The sequence below is a fragment of the Janthinobacterium sp. GMG2 genome, from assembly GCF_033949445.1.
GTDB classification, from domain to species: Bacteria; Pseudomonadota; Gammaproteobacteria; order Burkholderiales; family Burkholderiaceae_D; genus Janthinobacterium; species Janthinobacterium aestuarii.
Window position 1 is genome coordinate 197,311 of sequence record NZ_JAXAWA010000006.1, and the last position, 14,615, is coordinate 211,925.

Annotated in this window: 14 protein-coding genes; 1 reads left to right on the plus strand and 13 read right to left on the minus strand. The window is 61.3% G+C overall.

From position 1 onward, the window contains the following. Positions 1-22: 22 nt before the first annotated feature. From SKZ59_RS21390 to rpsO, 5 genes are all read right to left on the minus strand, one after another. A complete protein-coding gene (locus tag SKZ59_RS21390) occupies positions 23-1,969 on the minus strand; it encodes a methyl-accepting chemotaxis protein (RefSeq protein WP_319992881.1) in 1,947 nt (648 codons plus the stop codon). A gap of 120 nt (positions 1,970-2,089) precedes the next feature. Continuing rightward, a complete protein-coding gene (locus SKZ59_RS21395) occupies positions 2,090-2,386 on the minus strand; it encodes a hypothetical protein (RefSeq protein WP_181878049.1) in 297 nt (98 codons plus the stop codon). An 8-nt stretch (positions 2,387-2,394) separates the two neighbouring features. Next, on the minus strand, positions 2,395-3,087 hold the full coding sequence (locus SKZ59_RS21400) for a hypothetical protein (RefSeq protein WP_070302204.1): 693 nt from the start codon (positions 3,085-3,087) through the stop codon (positions 2,395-2,397). A gap of 215 nt (positions 3,088-3,302) precedes the next feature. Then, entirely contained in the window at positions 3,303-5,420 is a 2,118-nt protein-coding gene (gene pnp / locus SKZ59_RS21405) for a polyribonucleotide nucleotidyltransferase (RefSeq protein ID WP_034750019.1), read from the minus strand. Between the two features lie 220 nt (positions 5,421-5,640). Next, entirely contained in the window at positions 5,641-5,910 is a 270-nt protein-coding gene (gene rpsO, locus SKZ59_RS21410; protein ID WP_010399743.1) for a 30S ribosomal protein S15, read from the minus strand. Between the two features lie 185 nt (positions 5,911-6,095). On the opposite strand from rpsO, the gene bamE reads away from it, so the two are divergent. Further along, complete coding sequence (gene bamE, locus SKZ59_RS21415; RefSeq protein WP_319992882.1) at positions 6,096-6,593, plus strand: outer membrane protein assembly factor BamE; 498 nt, start codon at positions 6,096-6,098, stop codon at positions 6,591-6,593. An 11-nt stretch (positions 6,594-6,604) separates the two neighbouring features. On the opposite strand, the gene SKZ59_RS21420 is transcribed toward bamE, so the two are convergent. The 8 genes from SKZ59_RS21420 to ilvN all read right to left on the minus strand — a co-directional run bounded on the left by SKZ59_RS21420 (position 6,605) and on the right by ilvN (position 14,614). Next, the gene (locus SKZ59_RS21420; RefSeq protein WP_319992883.1) at positions 6,605-8,149 is read right to left on the minus strand and encodes a 2-isopropylmalate synthase; all 1,545 of its coding nucleotides are present in this window, start codon (positions 8,147-8,149) and stop codon (positions 6,605-6,607) included. A 48-nt stretch (positions 8,150-8,197) separates the two neighbouring features. Then, positions 8,198-9,049, minus strand: a complete 852-nt coding sequence (gene pssA / locus SKZ59_RS21425; protein WP_034750030.1) for a CDP-diacylglycerol--serine O-phosphatidyltransferase — start codon at positions 9,047-9,049, stop codon at positions 8,198-8,200. 157 nt (positions 9,050-9,206) lie between these two features. Then, entirely contained in the window at positions 9,207-9,962 is a 756-nt protein-coding gene (locus SKZ59_RS21430; protein WP_319992884.1) for an SIMPL domain-containing protein, read from the minus strand. A gap of 102 nt (positions 9,963-10,064) precedes the next feature. Further along, positions 10,065-10,820, minus strand: a complete 756-nt coding sequence (locus SKZ59_RS21435; RefSeq protein ID WP_034750034.1) for an SIMPL domain-containing protein — start codon at positions 10,818-10,820, stop codon at positions 10,065-10,067. A gap of 217 nt (positions 10,821-11,037) precedes the next feature. Then, a complete protein-coding gene (locus tag SKZ59_RS21440; protein WP_319992885.1) occupies positions 11,038-12,276 on the minus strand; it encodes an MFS transporter in 1,239 nt (412 codons plus the stop codon). Between the two features lie 194 nt (positions 12,277-12,470). Further along, on the minus strand, positions 12,471-12,881 hold the full coding sequence (locus SKZ59_RS21445; protein WP_319992886.1) for a hypothetical protein: 411 nt from the start codon (positions 12,879-12,881) through the stop codon (positions 12,471-12,473). A gap of 149 nt (positions 12,882-13,030) precedes the next feature. Beyond that, on the minus strand, positions 13,031-14,047 hold the full coding sequence (gene ilvC / locus SKZ59_RS21450; RefSeq protein WP_034750044.1) for a ketol-acid reductoisomerase: 1,017 nt from the start codon (positions 14,045-14,047) through the stop codon (positions 13,031-13,033). A gap of 75 nt (positions 14,048-14,122) precedes the next feature. Continuing rightward, complete coding sequence (gene ilvN, locus SKZ59_RS21455; protein WP_010399754.1) at positions 14,123-14,614, minus strand: acetolactate synthase small subunit; 492 nt, start codon at positions 14,612-14,614, stop codon at positions 14,123-14,125. Position 14,615 lies beyond the last annotated feature (1 nt).

Sequence of the window (14,615 nt, forward strand, 5' to 3'; positions counted from 1 at the left end):
GTGCAGATCGCTAAGCGTCTTCTTAAAACTCTTCCCACTCGTCGGCGCCGGACTTGGCCGCCTTGACGGGTTTGACCGGCGCCAGCGCGCGGGCCGGCGCGCGCGGTGCAGCAGCGGCTGGCTTCGCCTTGAGGCGCGTCACGGGCGCGTGTGCCGCGGCAGGACCGGCATCGCCCAGGCGGAACATGCCGACGGCTTGCGCCAGGTCCACGGCCTGCTCCTGCAGGCTTTCCGCGGCGGCAGCCGCTTGCTCGACGAGGGCCGCGTTTTGCTGCGTCATGGTATCCATGTGCGTGACGGCCGTATTGATCTCGCCGATGCCGGCGCTCTGTTCGCGGCTGGCCACCGTGATCTCGCTCATGATGGTCGTCAATTGCTGCACCGAGGCCACCACCTGATCCATGGTCTGACCCGCCTCATCGACGAGGCGGCCGCCGGCATCGACCTTCTCCACCGAATCGCCGATCAATTCCTTGATTTCCTTCGCCGCACCGGCGGAGCGTTGCGCCAGGTTGCGCACTTCGGACGCCACCACGGCAAAGCCCCTGCCCTGCTCGCCCGCGCGCGCCGCCTCGACGGCCGCGTTCAGCGCCAGGATGTTCGTCTGGAAGGCGATACCGTCGATCACGCCGATGATGTCGACGATCTTGCGCGAGCTTTCCTGGATGCCAGCCATGGTGCCCACCACCTGCTGCACCACGCGGCCACCCTTGGCCGCCACTTCCGAGGCGGACACGGCCAACTCGTTGGCTGCATGCGCGTTTTCCGCATTCTGCTTGACGGTCGACGTCAGCTCATCCATTGAGCTGGCCGTCTCTTCCAGCGCGCCCGCCTGCGCTTCCGTACGCGAGGACAGGTCCGCATTGCCGGCGGCAATGTCGGCCGATTCGCTGCGCACCAGGGTGCTGATGCTGCGGATCTGCATCAGCACGGTGGCGATCTTTTCGACGAACAAGTTGAATGCCTTGGCGATCTGCGCCAGCTCGTCCGCTCCTTCCGCGTCGAGGCGGCTGGTCAGGTCGCCGTCGCCCGTGGCGATCGCTTCCATCGCATCGCGCACCAGACCCAGGCGGCGCAAGGCGCGCGCCACCAGTACGCTCAATACCGTGGCGGCCAGGGCCAGCACCAGCAAGGCCGTCAAGGCCGAGGCGCGCAGCATGGAGCTCAGTGCCTGCGTCGCTTCTGCACGGTCGAGCACGGTAGCCAGCAGCCAGTCGCTTCCCGGCACTTTACTGACATGCAAGATACCGTTACGGTCACCGAGGCGAATGGCTGCGCCATTGCCGCTCTTTTCGATATCGGCCAGCGCCTGCGCGCTCAGGCCCGGGTCCAGCTCGGCCAGCGGTTTCAGAGTCAGTTTGCTATCCGGATGGGCGATGATCTTGCCGCCGCCATCGACGAGGAAGGCATAGCTGGACGCCGTCGGCTTGATCGAAGCGACGTTTTGCACTACCGCATCCATCATCACGTCGGCCGCCATCACGCCCGTCACGCTGCCCTTGCCGCCCAGCGGCTCGGCAAACGTCACCACCAGCTTGCCCGTGCTGGCGCCGATGTAGGGCGCGGTGATGATGGGGCCGCCCACTTCGGACGCCAGCTTGTACCAGGGGCGCGCCGTGGGATCGTAGTCGGCGGCGCGCTTGCGCTCCTGCGAAAAGACGGCGTGCTTGTCGGCAAAGCCGATGTACGCCATGTCGAAGGTGCCCGCCTGTTCGGCCGCCTTCAGGGCCGGCAGCGGATCGGCCGCCGTGGCGCCCTGCTTGAGCGAGCCCACGACGGCTTGCTTGGAACGCAGCCATTCGGCGATGGCTTGCGCATGGCTGTGCGACAACTGCAGCATCTGCGTGTCGAGCGCGGCCAGGGTGCTGGAACGCGTCGTGAAGAAATTGGCAATGGCGACAGCCAGCATGGCCAGCACGACGATGGAAACGGCGATGGCGATCAGCCGCGCCTTAAGGGAGGACAACATGGTGCATCCAATAAAAAAAGAGAAAATCGGGAGGGATGCACCATGGTCGGGGAATAAGATTTTGTCGTCAAGCAATACTGACAGTCAATTACCCATAAACAACAATTGATACCATATAGTTCATGTCTCGCCGCGCAGCTTGCGCAAGGCGGGCGAGTCGCCGCCCGTCGCCTCGATGCGGAAGCGGGCAAACGCCTGCTCCAGCTCAGGGTAGCAGCGCAAACTGCCTTCGTTAAAGTAGCGCCCGCCGGGGATATCGCCCCATGGCAGGGGTGCGCTCAAGCCCCCGCTGCCCGCCAGGGCCAGCAGCGGCTCGAGCGCGCTGCGCAGGTCGGCCACTTCCGTATCGGCGCCCGCCAGGCGGGCCAGCAACTGTTCCAGTTCGGTAGTACAGGCTTGCAGGCGCGACTGATCCATGTTCACTCCTAATTCTTGATGGTGCCCACCAGCACGGGCGCCGACCACAGCTTGCGATTGGGCAACAGGTATTGCAAGGCGCCACCCTTGCGCCGCACCAGGCCGCCCAGCTCTTCGGTCGGCGCCACCGAGCTGACAAACACCGTCACGGTCCCGTTAGGCGTGACCTCATACACATCATACAGCGGCGCTTCGCTCCTGAGCGGCAAGCCGAAGCAGTCTGCCAGCGAGTCACACTCGTCGCTGCCTTGCAACTGCCCGATAGTGGTGAAGTATGGCGAATAGCGCAAGACGCTCTGTCCGTGCGGCACTACCTTGTAGAGCGGAATATCGATCAGCCAGACGGTCGGCAACTTATTGCCGGACGCCAGCTGCTCAACGGCCCGCGCATAAATCGTCTCCGCCGGCGCGCCCGGATCGGCCGCGCGCAGCTGGGCCAGGAATTGCTGCCCGTCCTCACCCTCCAGCCAGCCGTCGATCACCGGGCGCTGCAGGCCGATGGTCTTGAAGGTGCTGAGGTCATTGATTTCGCGCGCATGCACGGCGCGCAAGGCGTCGAGGTCTTGCGCCGGCATGGCTGCGGATGCAGCGGCGATGGGGATGGGCAGCGGCACCGGCGTCGGTGCGTCGTCAGCCTGTGCCCAGGTGCAGGGCGAAACGGCAAGCAGAAAGGCGGCGGCCAGCCCGCGGAATGTGCGCATGCTGCATCTCCTTGGAAGACTCGTTCAGGGGAAGATTCCCTTTCCGAATCTACAAGGAGCGGCAGCGGCCGATACGCGCTGTATCAAGGCCGATGCACACGTCGACACACACTTTCGATGCAGCGCAAACGCGGCGCAAAAAAAACCGCCAGGGCTTGCGCGCTGGCGGTTTTGATCATGCGGCCGAGGCCGCATTCAGGCGAACCTGAAGGAAATTAAGCGGCTGGCGCTTCGTTGCCTTCAGCAGCTTTCATCGACAGTTTCAGACGGCCGCGGTCGTCCGTTTCCAGAACTTTTACACGCACCAGCTGGCCTTCTTTCAGGTAGTCGGCCACGGCGTTGACGCGCTCGTTGGCGATCTGCGAGATGTGCAGCAAGCCGTCCTTGCCTGGCATGACTTGGACGATGGCGCCGAAGTCCAGCAGTTTCAGCACGGTGCCTTCGTAGGTCTTGCCCACTTCGACGGAAGCGGTCAGTTCTTCGATGCGGCGCTTGGCTTCCTGGCCGGCAGCAGCGTCGACGGAAGCGATGGTGACCACGCCTTCGTCGCTGATGTCGATCTGGGTGCCCGTCTCTTCGGTCAGCGCACGGATCACGGCGCCGCCCTTGCCGATCACGTCACGGATTTTTTCCGGGTTGATCTTGATGGTGATCAGACGCGGTGCGAAATCGGACAGTTCGGTTTTGACGTGCGGCATGGCTTTTTGCATTTCGCCCAGGATGTGCTCGCGGCCTTCCTTGGCTTGCGCCAGTGCCACTTGCATGATTTCCTTGGTGATGCCCATGATCTTGATGTCCATCTGCAGCGCCGTGATACCGTTGCGGGTACCGGCTACCTTGAAGTCCATGTCGCCCAGGTGATCTTCGTCGCCCAGGATGTCGGACAGCACGGCAAACTTGCCGCCTTCCTTGATCAGGCCCATGGCGATACCGGCCACGTGTTCTTTCATCGGCACGCCGGCGTCCATCAGTGCCAGGCAGCCGCCGCAGACGGAAGCCATCGACGAGGAACCGTTCGATTCCGTGATTTCCGATACCAGACGCACCGAGTAGCTGAACTCTTCAGCTGCTGGCAGGGCAGCGATCAGCGCGCGCTTGGCCAGGCGGCCGTGGCCGATTTCGCGGCGCTTAGGCGTACCGACACGGCCCGTTTCGCCGGTGGCGAACGGAGGCATGTTGTAATGCAGCATGAACGAATCGGTGAACTCGCCCATCAGCGCATCGATCTTCTGGCTGTCGCGGGCGGTGCCCAAAGTTGCCACGACCAGCGCTTGCGTTTCGCCGCGCGTGAACAAGGCCGAACCGTGGGTGCGTGGCAGCACGCTGGTGCGGATCGAGATCGGACGCACGGTGCGCGTGTCGCGGCCGTCGATGCGTGGCTCGCCGTCGAGGATTTGCGTACGCACGATTTTCGCTTCGATGTCGAACAGGATGTTGTTGACTTCAGCGCTGTCGATAGCCGCGCCGCCGTTGGCAGCCACTTCAGCCGACAGGTCGGCGATCACTTCCGACGTCGCTGCTTTCAGCTTGGCCGTACGCTCTTGCTTGTCCTTGGTTTGATACGCGTCATTGATCTTGGCGTTGGCGAAATGCGCGACGCGGGCGATCAGTGCTTCGTTTTTCGGCGCAGGCGCCCATTCGACTTCCGGCTTGCCGCCGTCACGCACCAGGTCGTGAATCGCGTCGATGACGACTTTCATCTGGTCGTGGCCGAAGACCACGGCGCCCAGCATGATTTCTTCGGACAGCTGTTTCGCTTCCGATTCGACCATCAGCACGGCCGTTTCGGTACCGGCGACAACCAGATCCATTTCCGACGTTTTCAGTTGCTGGACGGTCGGGTTCAGGATGTACTGGCCATTGGCGTAACCGACGCGCGCGGCGCCGATAGGACCGTTGAAAGGCACGCCCGATACGCACAGGGCAGCCGATGCGCCGATCATGGCGGCGATGTCCGGATCGATTTCAGGGTTGACCGACAACACGTGAATGATGACTTGCACTTCATTCAGGTAGCCTTCCGGGAACAGCGGACGGATAGGACGGTCGATCAGACGGGAGGTCAGTGTTTCTTTTTCGGAAGGACGGCCTTCGCGCTTGAAAAAACCGCCCGGGATTTTACCGGCAGCATAGGTTTTCTCGACATAATCAACCGTCAAAGGGAAGAAATCCTGGCCTGGCTTGGCATCTTTGCGTGCCACTACCGTTGCCAGAACGACGGTATCTTCGATCGACACCAGCACTGCGCCGGATGCCTGACGTGCGATTTCGCCGGTTTCCAGGGTCACTTGATGTTGACCGTACTGGAAGGTTTTCGTAACTTTGTTAAACATGGGGTATCCCTTTTCTAATTGCCGACAGATTTTCAGGGGCTGTCGTTCACCTCACCACAGGCGGCGAAAACTTCGTTGCCGCCTTTACTACTTTACTTTTAAAACATGATATCGGTAGAGAATACTGTACTTCTCGACATAAATCCGGAATTCAAATGACAAAATGCCCGCGTCAGCGAACTGGCGCAGGCATTTCTGTATAAACCTTGTACGGCAAAAATTACTTGCGCAGACCAAGTTTAGCGATCAGGTCGCGATAACGGGTAGCGTCTTTAGCCTTCAGGTAGGACAACAGGCTCTTACGACGGTTGACCATCATGATCAGGCCGCGGCGGGAGTGGTGATCTTTCGAGTGGGCTTTGAAGTGGCCGTTCAGTTCGTTGATGCGAGCTGTCAGCAGTGCAACTTGCACTTCAGGGGAGCCGGTGTCGTTTTGACCACGTGCGTTGTCCGCGATGATAGCGGCTTTGTTGATGTTTTCTACTGTCATGATAAACCTTTCACATGCGGTGCACAGAGTCTGAACCCTATCCACCGTGAACTACGATTATTAAAATACTGGCCTATGCTTCCAACCAGACGCGCAAGTATATCGGAAAAATGCCCGCCTGTATCCTGCCGTGCGCGCTTTTCTCGGTGCATGATAGGGTTTTCCTGCATTTCAGGAGGTCAAACATGAAAAAACTGCTCAAATCAGCAACACCGCTGCTGTTTGCCATGCTGGCCGGCTGCGCCAGCTGGAACGTCCCGCCGCCCCAGCCGGGCGAGCCGCGCGCCTCAGTGGAAGCGCGCCTGGGCCGGCCGACGAATATCTACCAGCTTCCGACCGGTCCCGAACTCGAATACGCAACGGGACCGTACGGCCAGTACACGTATATGGCCCGTTTCGGCCCCGACGACAGGTTGATTTCCTACGAGCAAGTGCTCGACACGCCGGGCTTTGCCCGCATCAAGGTGGGCGTGTCGACGCAGCAAGACGTGCTGCACACCCTGGGCCGCCCGACGGAAACCTCATACCTGTCGCTGCCGAAACTGCACGTCTGGTCCTACCGCTACAAGGAATCGGGCGTGTGGGACTCCATGATGCATGTGCACTTCGACCACGACGGCATCGTGCGCATGATGATGAACGGGCCCGATCCCGCCAAGGAAGAGCGGCGGTTTTTCTGGTAGTTAGCGCCCCCTCACGGTTGCGGGTCGATGCGCTCGTCTTTCGCATGCAGTTTGTTTAAGGCCGACAAATACGCCTTGGCCGACGCGACGATGATGTCCGGATCGGCGCCCACGCCATTGACGATGCGCCCGTCGCGCGACAGGCGCATCGTGACTTCACCCTGCGACTGCGTGCCCGTGCTGATGGCGTTGACGGAGAACAGGACCAGCTCGGCGCCGCTGGCGGCCGCGCTTTCGATGGCGTTGACGGTGGCGTCGACGGGGCCGTCGCCCTGCCCTTCGCAGCTGCGCTGCTCACCGCCGACGAGAAACTCCACGCGCGCATGGGGCACGGCGCCCGTCGTCGACTGCTGCGTCAGCGCAACAAAACGGTAGTGCTCACTCTCCTGCGCCTGCTGCTCCTCGCTGACGAGGGCCATGATGTCTTCGTCGAAAATCTCGGATTTCCGGTCGGCCAGTTCCTTGAAGCGCAGGAAGGCCGCGTTGACTTCCGCTTCCGATTCCAGAGAAATGCCCAGCTCCTGCAGCCGCTGCTTGAAGGCATTGCGCCCCGACAGTTTGCCGAGCACGATCTTGTTGGCCGTCCAGCCCACGTCTTCGGCGCGCATGATTTCATACGTCTCGCGCGCCTTCAAGATGCCGTCCTGGTGGATGCCGGACGCGTGTGCAAAAGCGTTCGCGCCGACGACGGCCTTGTTCGGCTGCACGGCAAAGCCCGTGATCTGCGACACCATTTTGGACGCCGCCACGATCTGCGTCGTATCGATGCCCACCGTCAGGTTGTAATAGGCGGCGCGCGTGCGCAGCGCCATCACCACTTCTTCCAGCGCCGTATTGCCGGCCCGCTCGCCTAGGCCATTGACCGTACACTCGATCTGCCGCGCGCCGCCTATCATGACGCCGGCCAGCGAGTTGGCCACAGCCAGGCCCAGGTCGTTATGGCAATGGACGGACCAGATGGCCTTGTCGGAGTTCGGTATGCGTTCGCGCAAGCGCTTGATGGTCGCGCCGAAGATTTCGGGCACGGCGTAGCCGACCGTGTCGGGAAAATTGATGGTGGTGGCGCCCTCGGCGATCACGCCCTCAAGCACACGGCAAAGGAAATCTTCGTCGGAGCGGCTGCCGTCTTCGGGGCTGAATTCGATGTCGTCCGTGAACTGGCGCGCAAAGCGCACGGCATTTTGCGCCTGCGTAAGCACTTGCTCTGGCGTCATGCGCAGCTTCATCTGCATGTGCAGGGGCGACGTGGCGATAAAGGTATGAATGCGCTTGCGCTCGGCAGGCGCCAAGGCCTCGGCGGCGCGGGCGATGTCGCGGTCGTTGGCGCGCGACAGCGAGCAGATAGTGGACTCGCGCACGGCACCGGCAATCGCCCGTATCGATTCGAAGTCGCCCTGCGAGGCGGCGGCGAAGCCCGCCTCGATCACGTCGACCTTCATGCGCTCGAGCTGCTTGGCGATGCGCAGCTTTTCCTCGCGCGTCATGGAGGCGCCCGGAGATTGCTCGCCGTCGCGCAGGGTGGTGTCAAAAATGATGAGTCGGTTGCTGGTGGTCATGGCTGCTCCTGGCTGGCTGAAGACTGGCGACGCTACCGACTCGCCGCATTAATGCTCGGGGTCGGTCTGGATGATGCTGACGGGCTTGCCCTTCGCCATGCGCCAGAAAAACACGGCGTAGCCGGACAGGCCATACACGACGAAAATCGGGAACAGCACCTTCGGCGGATCGATGGAAATGAGCGCAAAGAACAATGCCAGCAGGAATACCACGATGAAAGGCACGGACTTGCGGAAATTCACATCCTTGAAGCTGTAGAACGGTACGTTGGTGACCATGGTCAGGCCGGAAAACAGGGCGATCGTCCACGACACCCAGGCCAGCTGGTTGCCGGCAAATTCCAGGTCGTTCATCAGCAGGATGAAGCCGGCCACCATGGCGGCCGCAGCCGGGCTGGGCAAGCCCTGGAAGAAGCGTTTGTCGACCACGGCGATATTCGTGTTGAAGCGGGCCAGGCGCAAGGCGGCGCCGGCGCAATACACGAAGGCGGCCAGCCAGCCCAGCTTGCCCATGCCGCGCAGCGACCATTCGTAGATCACCAGCGCCGGCGCGGCGCCAAACGACACCATGTCCGACAGGCTGTCGTACTGGGCGCCGAATTCGCTCTGCGTATTCGTCAGGCGCGCGATGCGGCCGTCGAGGCCGTCGAGGATCATGGCGATGAAGATGGCCCAGGCCGCGTGCTCGAATTTCTGGTTCATGGCCATGACGATGGCGTAGAAGCCGCAAAACAGGGCTGCCGTCGTGAAGGCGTTCGGCAACAGATAGATGCCGCGGCGGCGCAAGGTTTTCTTGCCAGTGCCATCGCTCACCGGCTGGCGCGCGAATTTGCTGAAGCGGGACGCTTTGGATACTGCGGGAGTGCCGTTCTTGCCTCTACGACGGGGGAAGTTTGCCATGTTGTTCCATATCTTGTGTACTGCGGGGGAATCGGTGCCAGATGGCAGGCGCATGACTGTCACGGCATGCACCCGCCGGTGTTGTCATTATAGAGGAGCCACCGCCAAAGAAAAGCACGGCGGCGTCAAGCTGGCAATATTGATCCCTGTTCAAGCCTTATTTGAACTTGACCTTGGCCACCAGACCCATGTTCAGGGTCGTTTCGCCCGGCTCGAAGCTCGGCTCGGCCACCTGGTTGCCGCCATGGCCCATGGCATCGGCACTCATGGCGCGCGCGCCGGCCACGTTGGCGCGCTGCGCGTAGTTGCCCGAACCTTCGAAGTCGATAGTGTCGATCACGGCGTCACTGACAGTGCGGCCCATGGCGCCAGCGATGGCGGCCACGCGCTCGTTGAGGTTCTTGTAGGCGGCGGCGATGCGCTGGTCGTCGAGCTTGCGGATGGTGGCGGGCGCCAGGCCGAAGTTCAGGCGGTTTAGGGTCAGCACGCCTTGCGCAGCCGACACGGTTTTCGGCAAGGCGGCCAGGTTGGTCGTCGTTACCTGCAGATACTGGCCCACTCGCCAGCCGGTCGGCACTCTGGGTTTGGCGGCGACACCAGGCGGCAATGGCGCCGTTTCAGGATACACGGCATACGTGTAATAGCCCTGGGTCTTCAGCACGGCTTGCGGATCGGCTTTCTTGACGATGGCCGCGCCCTGGTTCATCTTCTGGTTCACGCGCGAGGCGGCGGCGGCCTTGTCCTTGTCCTGCTCTTCGACGGCCAGGGTGACGGTCACCTGGTCGTTCGCATGCACCACTTCGCCGTTGGCGGGCACCACGACGAGGGTGCCGGAGGTGGGCAAGGTCTGGGCTTGTGCGCCCAAGGCAACGGTAGCGGCGGCGGCAGCCAGCAGTGATTTCATGACGGTCATGGGGTTCTCCTGGAAAATATTGGGGGCAAAAACGACCATGGGGCCAAGAGCCCCATGATTTTTAAAACAGTCTAACGCGAAAATGTTTCCGCGCTAACGCGCTTACTTGAACTTGACCTTGCCGACGACACGCATGTCGAGCGTCGTTTCGCCCGGCTCGAAGCTCGGTTCGGCGACGGCACTGTCTTCGCTCATCTTGGCGCTGCGCATCATCATCGGTGCGGCGGCAGAGCGGTTTTCCGTGACGTAGTTACCCGAACCTTCGAAGTCCACCGTATCGAGCACGGCGTCGGAAACGTTGCGGCCCATGGCCTTGGCGATGGCGGCCACGCGCTCATTCAGGTTTTTATAGGTGGCGGCGATGCGCTGGTCGTCCAGCAAACGGATGGTTTCCGGCTTCAGGCCGAAATTCAAGCCATTCAGGGTCAGCACGCCTTGCGCCGCCGACACGGTCTTTGGCAGCGACGCCAGATTGGCCGTCGTCACTTCCAGGTACTGGCCAACACGCCAGGCCGTTGGCAGGCGCGGCTTGGCAACGGCGCCAGCCGGCAATGGGCGCTCTTCCGGATACACGGGATAGGTGTAGTAGCCATACGATTTCAATGCTGCCGACGGGTCGGCCTGCTTGACGATGGCGATGCCCTTGTTCATCTTCTGGTTGACACGCGACGCGGCGGCAGCCTTGTCCTTGTCCTGCTCTTCGACGGCCAGGGTAGCGACCACCTGGTCATTGACATGCTTGACTTCGCCAAACGCGGGGACGACCACCAGAGTGCCGGAAGTCGGCAGGGATTGCGCTTGCGCGCTCAGGGCAACGGTGGCTGCGGCGGCAACAAGGACGGATTTCATCACGGTCATGGGGGTACTCCTAGGTAGTTAATGTGGCTGACAGCCAGCGAACGGGGCGCTTTTGGCACCCCTTCCGCTTGAGAAACTTGTCAAACTGTGTAGATTCTAACGCCTCATTCATTCCCGTGGCGCAAATTAACAAATCGTCACAAAATGCGCTTGCCAGTCACATCTGCTCACATTTCAATACACTGCCATTGAAAAAAACAATGTTATTAATGACTTATCAGTGGCCGACCACCGCGCCGCCGCTGCGCCGGCCCGGCTTGAAACTGTGACGGTGCGCGCGCCAGGCGATGGTCAATGCCACCAGCAGCAAGGCCAGCATGGCCCACGGGAACGAAGCCGCACCATAGCCGTCGAGCAGCAAGCCTCCCGCCAGGCCGCCGCCCGCAATGGCCACGTTCCAGATGGTCGCCACCATGGCCTGCGCCACATCCATGCCGTCGCCGGCCGCGTCCGCCGACGCCGTCTGCAGCAAGGTGCCAGCGCCGCCGAAGGTGATGCCCCAGATGGCCATGCTGACATAGATCACGGCAGGCGAGTCCATCGCCAGGCCCAGCGCCACCATCACGAGAGCCAAGGCGGCGATGCAGCCCAGCACGAGCGGACGCAGCCAGCGGTCGATCAGCTGGCTGACCAGCCAGATGCCGGCCAAGGAACCTACGCCATACACGAGCAGTACCAGGTCGACACGCGGGCGCAGGCCGGACGGCGCCAGGAACGGCGCGATGTAGGTATACAGAATGTTATGCGCCAGCATCCAGGCGACGATCACCGCCAGAATCGGCCGCACGCCCGGCGTCATGAATACCTGGCGGATCGACAGGCGCTCGCCATTCTTTTGCCCAGGATAATCGGGCACGGCCAGCAGCACCCACGCGACCAGCACCACGGCCAGCCCCGACATGATGCCGAAGATGCTGCGCCAGCCCAGCACGCCGCCCATCAGGGTGCCCAGCGGCACGCCCAGGGACAGGGCCAGCGGCGTGCCGATCATGGCAATCGCCATCGCCCTGCCCTGCTGTTCGACGGACACCATGCGGCGCGCATAACCGGCCATCAAGCCCCAGGCCAGCCCGGCGGCCATGCCGGTGACGAAGCGCGAGACCAGGGCGACAATATAGTTGGGCGACAGCGCCGTCGCCGTATTGAAGATCAAAAAGCCGATGATGGCCAGCAGCAAGACATTGCGCCGGTGCCAGCCGCTCGTCAGCGCTGTCAGGGGAATGGCCGTCAGGATGGAACCGATGGCGTAGACGGTGACCAGCTGGCCCGTCATGACTTCGGAAATATTGAGATCGCGGGCAATCTGCGGCAGCAAGCCGGCCGGCAAGGTTTCCGACAGGAGGGCGAGAAACGCCGTCATGGCTAGGGCCAGCAAGGCCAGGACTGGAAGCCGTTCGGAAATGGAAGATTCGGCAGTGCCCGGCATGGGTACTGTGGCGGTAGTGCGGTCGGTCATAGGGGTCCTTCAGGTTGCCAAGCGGCTGATCAATTAGCGCCTGGCGTGCTACAAAAGCGGTGATGCGCGTTGCGGTCGGCAGATACCGAAACAGATGCAGTCAAGTATGAAACTGCAAAGGAAGGGCGGGATTATATAGGAATATAAAAAAAACAGGAGGCGGGCGGAAAACGGGCGGACGAAACCAGCCGCGCTCAAGCTGGCGTCATGCAGGCATCATTGGCCGCCTTGCGTGGCGAAAACCAGGCATTCGATTTCGGACTGTACAGGAAGGCGCAGATGACGGCGAACGTCAGCGCGCCAGGCAAGACATTCATCTTGAGCGGCACGGTCGCCAGGCTGAGCGCAATGTCGATCACGCCCCACACCAGATACACAGTGCGCGCGCCACGCTGCCTTTGCAGCATGGCCAGCGCGGCCGCCAGGGTAATGCCCAGGCTGGCGAGCAAGATCGCGTATTGCACCTCGGCGGGAATCGCGCTGTGCGCCATCCACGCCTGCATGGCGGGATCGTTGCGGCCGAGGTAAGCCGACACGAGCGATGACAGAGAACCGATGACCAGAAACCAGCAACTGATGGCAAGCGAGACGGGGCGCTTGACCACATGAAGATTCCCGACAAAAACTTTAGAAAAAACAAGCATGGTGCGGACGGTATGGTTGAATGGGCCTGATTGTAACGGATGTTGCCTGCCAAACGATGCGCATAAAAAAAGCCGGCTTGCGCCGGCTTCTTGTGAAGAACGATAACTGCTTAGTTCTTCGACTGGTCAACCATCTTGTTCTTGGCGATCCAAGGCATCATGGCGCGCAATTTCGCGCCCACTTCTTCGATCTGGTGCTCGGACGTCAAACGGCGGCGCGAGATCAGGGTCGGTGCGCCTGCCTTGTTTTCCAGGATGAAGCTCTTCGCGTATTCGCCCGTTTGAATGTCTTTCAGGCATTGACGCATCGCATCCTTGGTGGCCGACGTCACGACCTTAGGACCGGTCACGTATTCGCCGTATTCGGCGTTGTTCGAGATCGAGTAGTTCATGTTGGCGATGCCGCCTTCATAGATCAGGTCGACGATCAGTTTCAATTCGTGCAAGCACTCGAAGTACGCCATTTCAGGAGCGTAGCCCGCTTCCGTCAGGGTTTCGAAGCCGGCCTTGATCAGTTCCACGGCGCCGCCGCACAGCACGGCTTGTTCGCCGAACAAGTCCGTTTCGGTTTCTTCACGGAAGTTCGTTTCGATGATGCCGGCACGGCCGCCGCCGTTGGCCGAAGCGTACGACAGGGCGATATCGCGGGCGATGCCCGATTTATCCTGGTACACGGCGATCAGATGCGGTACGCCGCCGCCCTGGGTGTAGGTGGCGCGCACGGTGTGGCCTGGCGCTTTCGGCGCGACCATGATCACGTCCAGGTCGGCGCGTGGCACGACTTGGCCGTAATGCACGTTGAAGCCGTGGGCGAAGGCCAGCACGGCGCCTTGCTTGGCGAACGGAGCGATGTTTTCGTTGTAGACCTGGGCGATGTTTTCATCTGGCAGCAAGATCATGATGACGTCGGCCGCTTTCACGGCGTCATTGACTTCCGCTACTTTCAGGCCCGCTTGCTCGACCTTGGTCCACGAAGCGCCGCCCTTGCGCAGGCCGACGGTGACGTTGACGCCCGAATCGTTCAGGTTTTGCGCGTGTGCATGGCCTTGCGAACCGTAGCCGATGATGGCAACGTTTTTGCCTTTGATCAAGGAGAGGTCAGCGTCTTTGTCGTAAAAAACTTTCATGGTATTTCCTATATATTTGATGATGCGTTGTTGTTTTAAATGCGGCGCCAGGGCCGCTTAGTACTACTAGTCTTTTTATACTTTGAGGATGCGTTCGCCGCGGCCGATGCCGGAACCGCCCGTACGGACGGTTTCCAGGATGGCGGCACGGTCGATCGAATCGATGAACGCGTCGAGCTTGACCTTGTTGCCGGTCAGTTCGATCGTGTACGTCTTTTCGGTGACATCGATGATGCGGCCACGGAAGATATCGGCGGTGCGCTTCATTTCCTCGCGCTCCTTGCCCACGGCCCGAACCTTGATCAGCATCAACTCGCGTTCAATATGCTGGCCTTCGGTCAGGTCCACCACCTTGACCACCTCGATGAGGCGGTTCAAGTGCTTGGTGATCTGCTCGATGATGTCGTCCGAACCGCTGGTGACGATGGTCATGCGCGACAGGGTCGAGTCTTCCGTCGGCGCCACCGTCAATGTTTCGATGTTGTAGCCGCGTGCCGAGAACAGGCCTACCACGCGCGACAGGGCGCCCGCTTCGTTTTCCAGCAAGACAGAAATAATATGGCGCATG

Bases quoted from the DNA above. Each gene is read 5' to 3' on its own strand.
- SKZ59_RS21390 (WP_319992881.1), bottom strand. From the start codon at position 1,969: ATGTTGTCCTCCCTTAAGGCGCGGCTGATCGCCATCGCCGTTTCCATC.
- SKZ59_RS21395 (WP_181878049.1), bottom strand. From the start codon at position 2,386: ATGGATCAGTCGCGCCTGCAAGCCTGTACTACCGAACTGGAACAGTTG.
- SKZ59_RS21400 (WP_070302204.1), bottom strand. From the start codon at position 3,087: ATGCGCACATTCCGCGGGCTGGCCGCCGCCTTTCTGCTTGCCGTTTCG.
- pnp (WP_034750019.1), bottom strand. From the start codon at position 5,420: ATGTTTAACAAAGTTACGAAAACCTTCCAGTACGGTCAACATCAAGTG.
- rpsO (WP_010399743.1), bottom strand. From the start codon at position 5,910: ATGACAGTAGAAAACATCAACAAAGCCGCTATCATCGCGGACAACGCA.
- bamE (WP_319992882.1), top strand. From the start codon at position 6,096: ATGAAAAAACTGCTCAAATCAGCAACACCGCTGCTGTTTGCCATGCTG.
- SKZ59_RS21420 (WP_319992883.1), bottom strand. From the start codon at position 8,149: ATGACCACCAGCAACCGACTCATCATTTTTGACACCACCCTGCGCGAC.
- pssA (WP_034750030.1), bottom strand. From the start codon at position 9,049: ATGGCAAACTTCCCCCGTCGTAGAGGCAAGAACGGCACTCCCGCAGTA.
- SKZ59_RS21430 (WP_319992884.1), bottom strand. From the start codon at position 9,962: ATGACCGTCATGAAATCACTGCTGGCTGCCGCCGCCGCTACCGTTGCC.
- SKZ59_RS21435 (WP_034750034.1), bottom strand. From the start codon at position 10,820: ATGACCGTGATGAAATCCGTCCTTGTTGCCGCCGCAGCCACCGTTGCC.
- SKZ59_RS21440 (WP_319992885.1), bottom strand. From the start codon at position 12,276: ATGACCGACCGCACTACCGCCACAGTACCCATGCCGGGCACTGCCGAA.
- ilvC (WP_034750044.1), bottom strand. From the start codon at position 14,047: ATGAAAGTTTTTTACGACAAAGACGCTGACCTCTCCTTGATCAAAGGC.
- ilvN (WP_010399754.1), bottom strand. From the start codon at position 14,614: ATGCGCCATATTATTTCTGTCTTGCTGGAAAACGAAGCGGGCGCCCTG.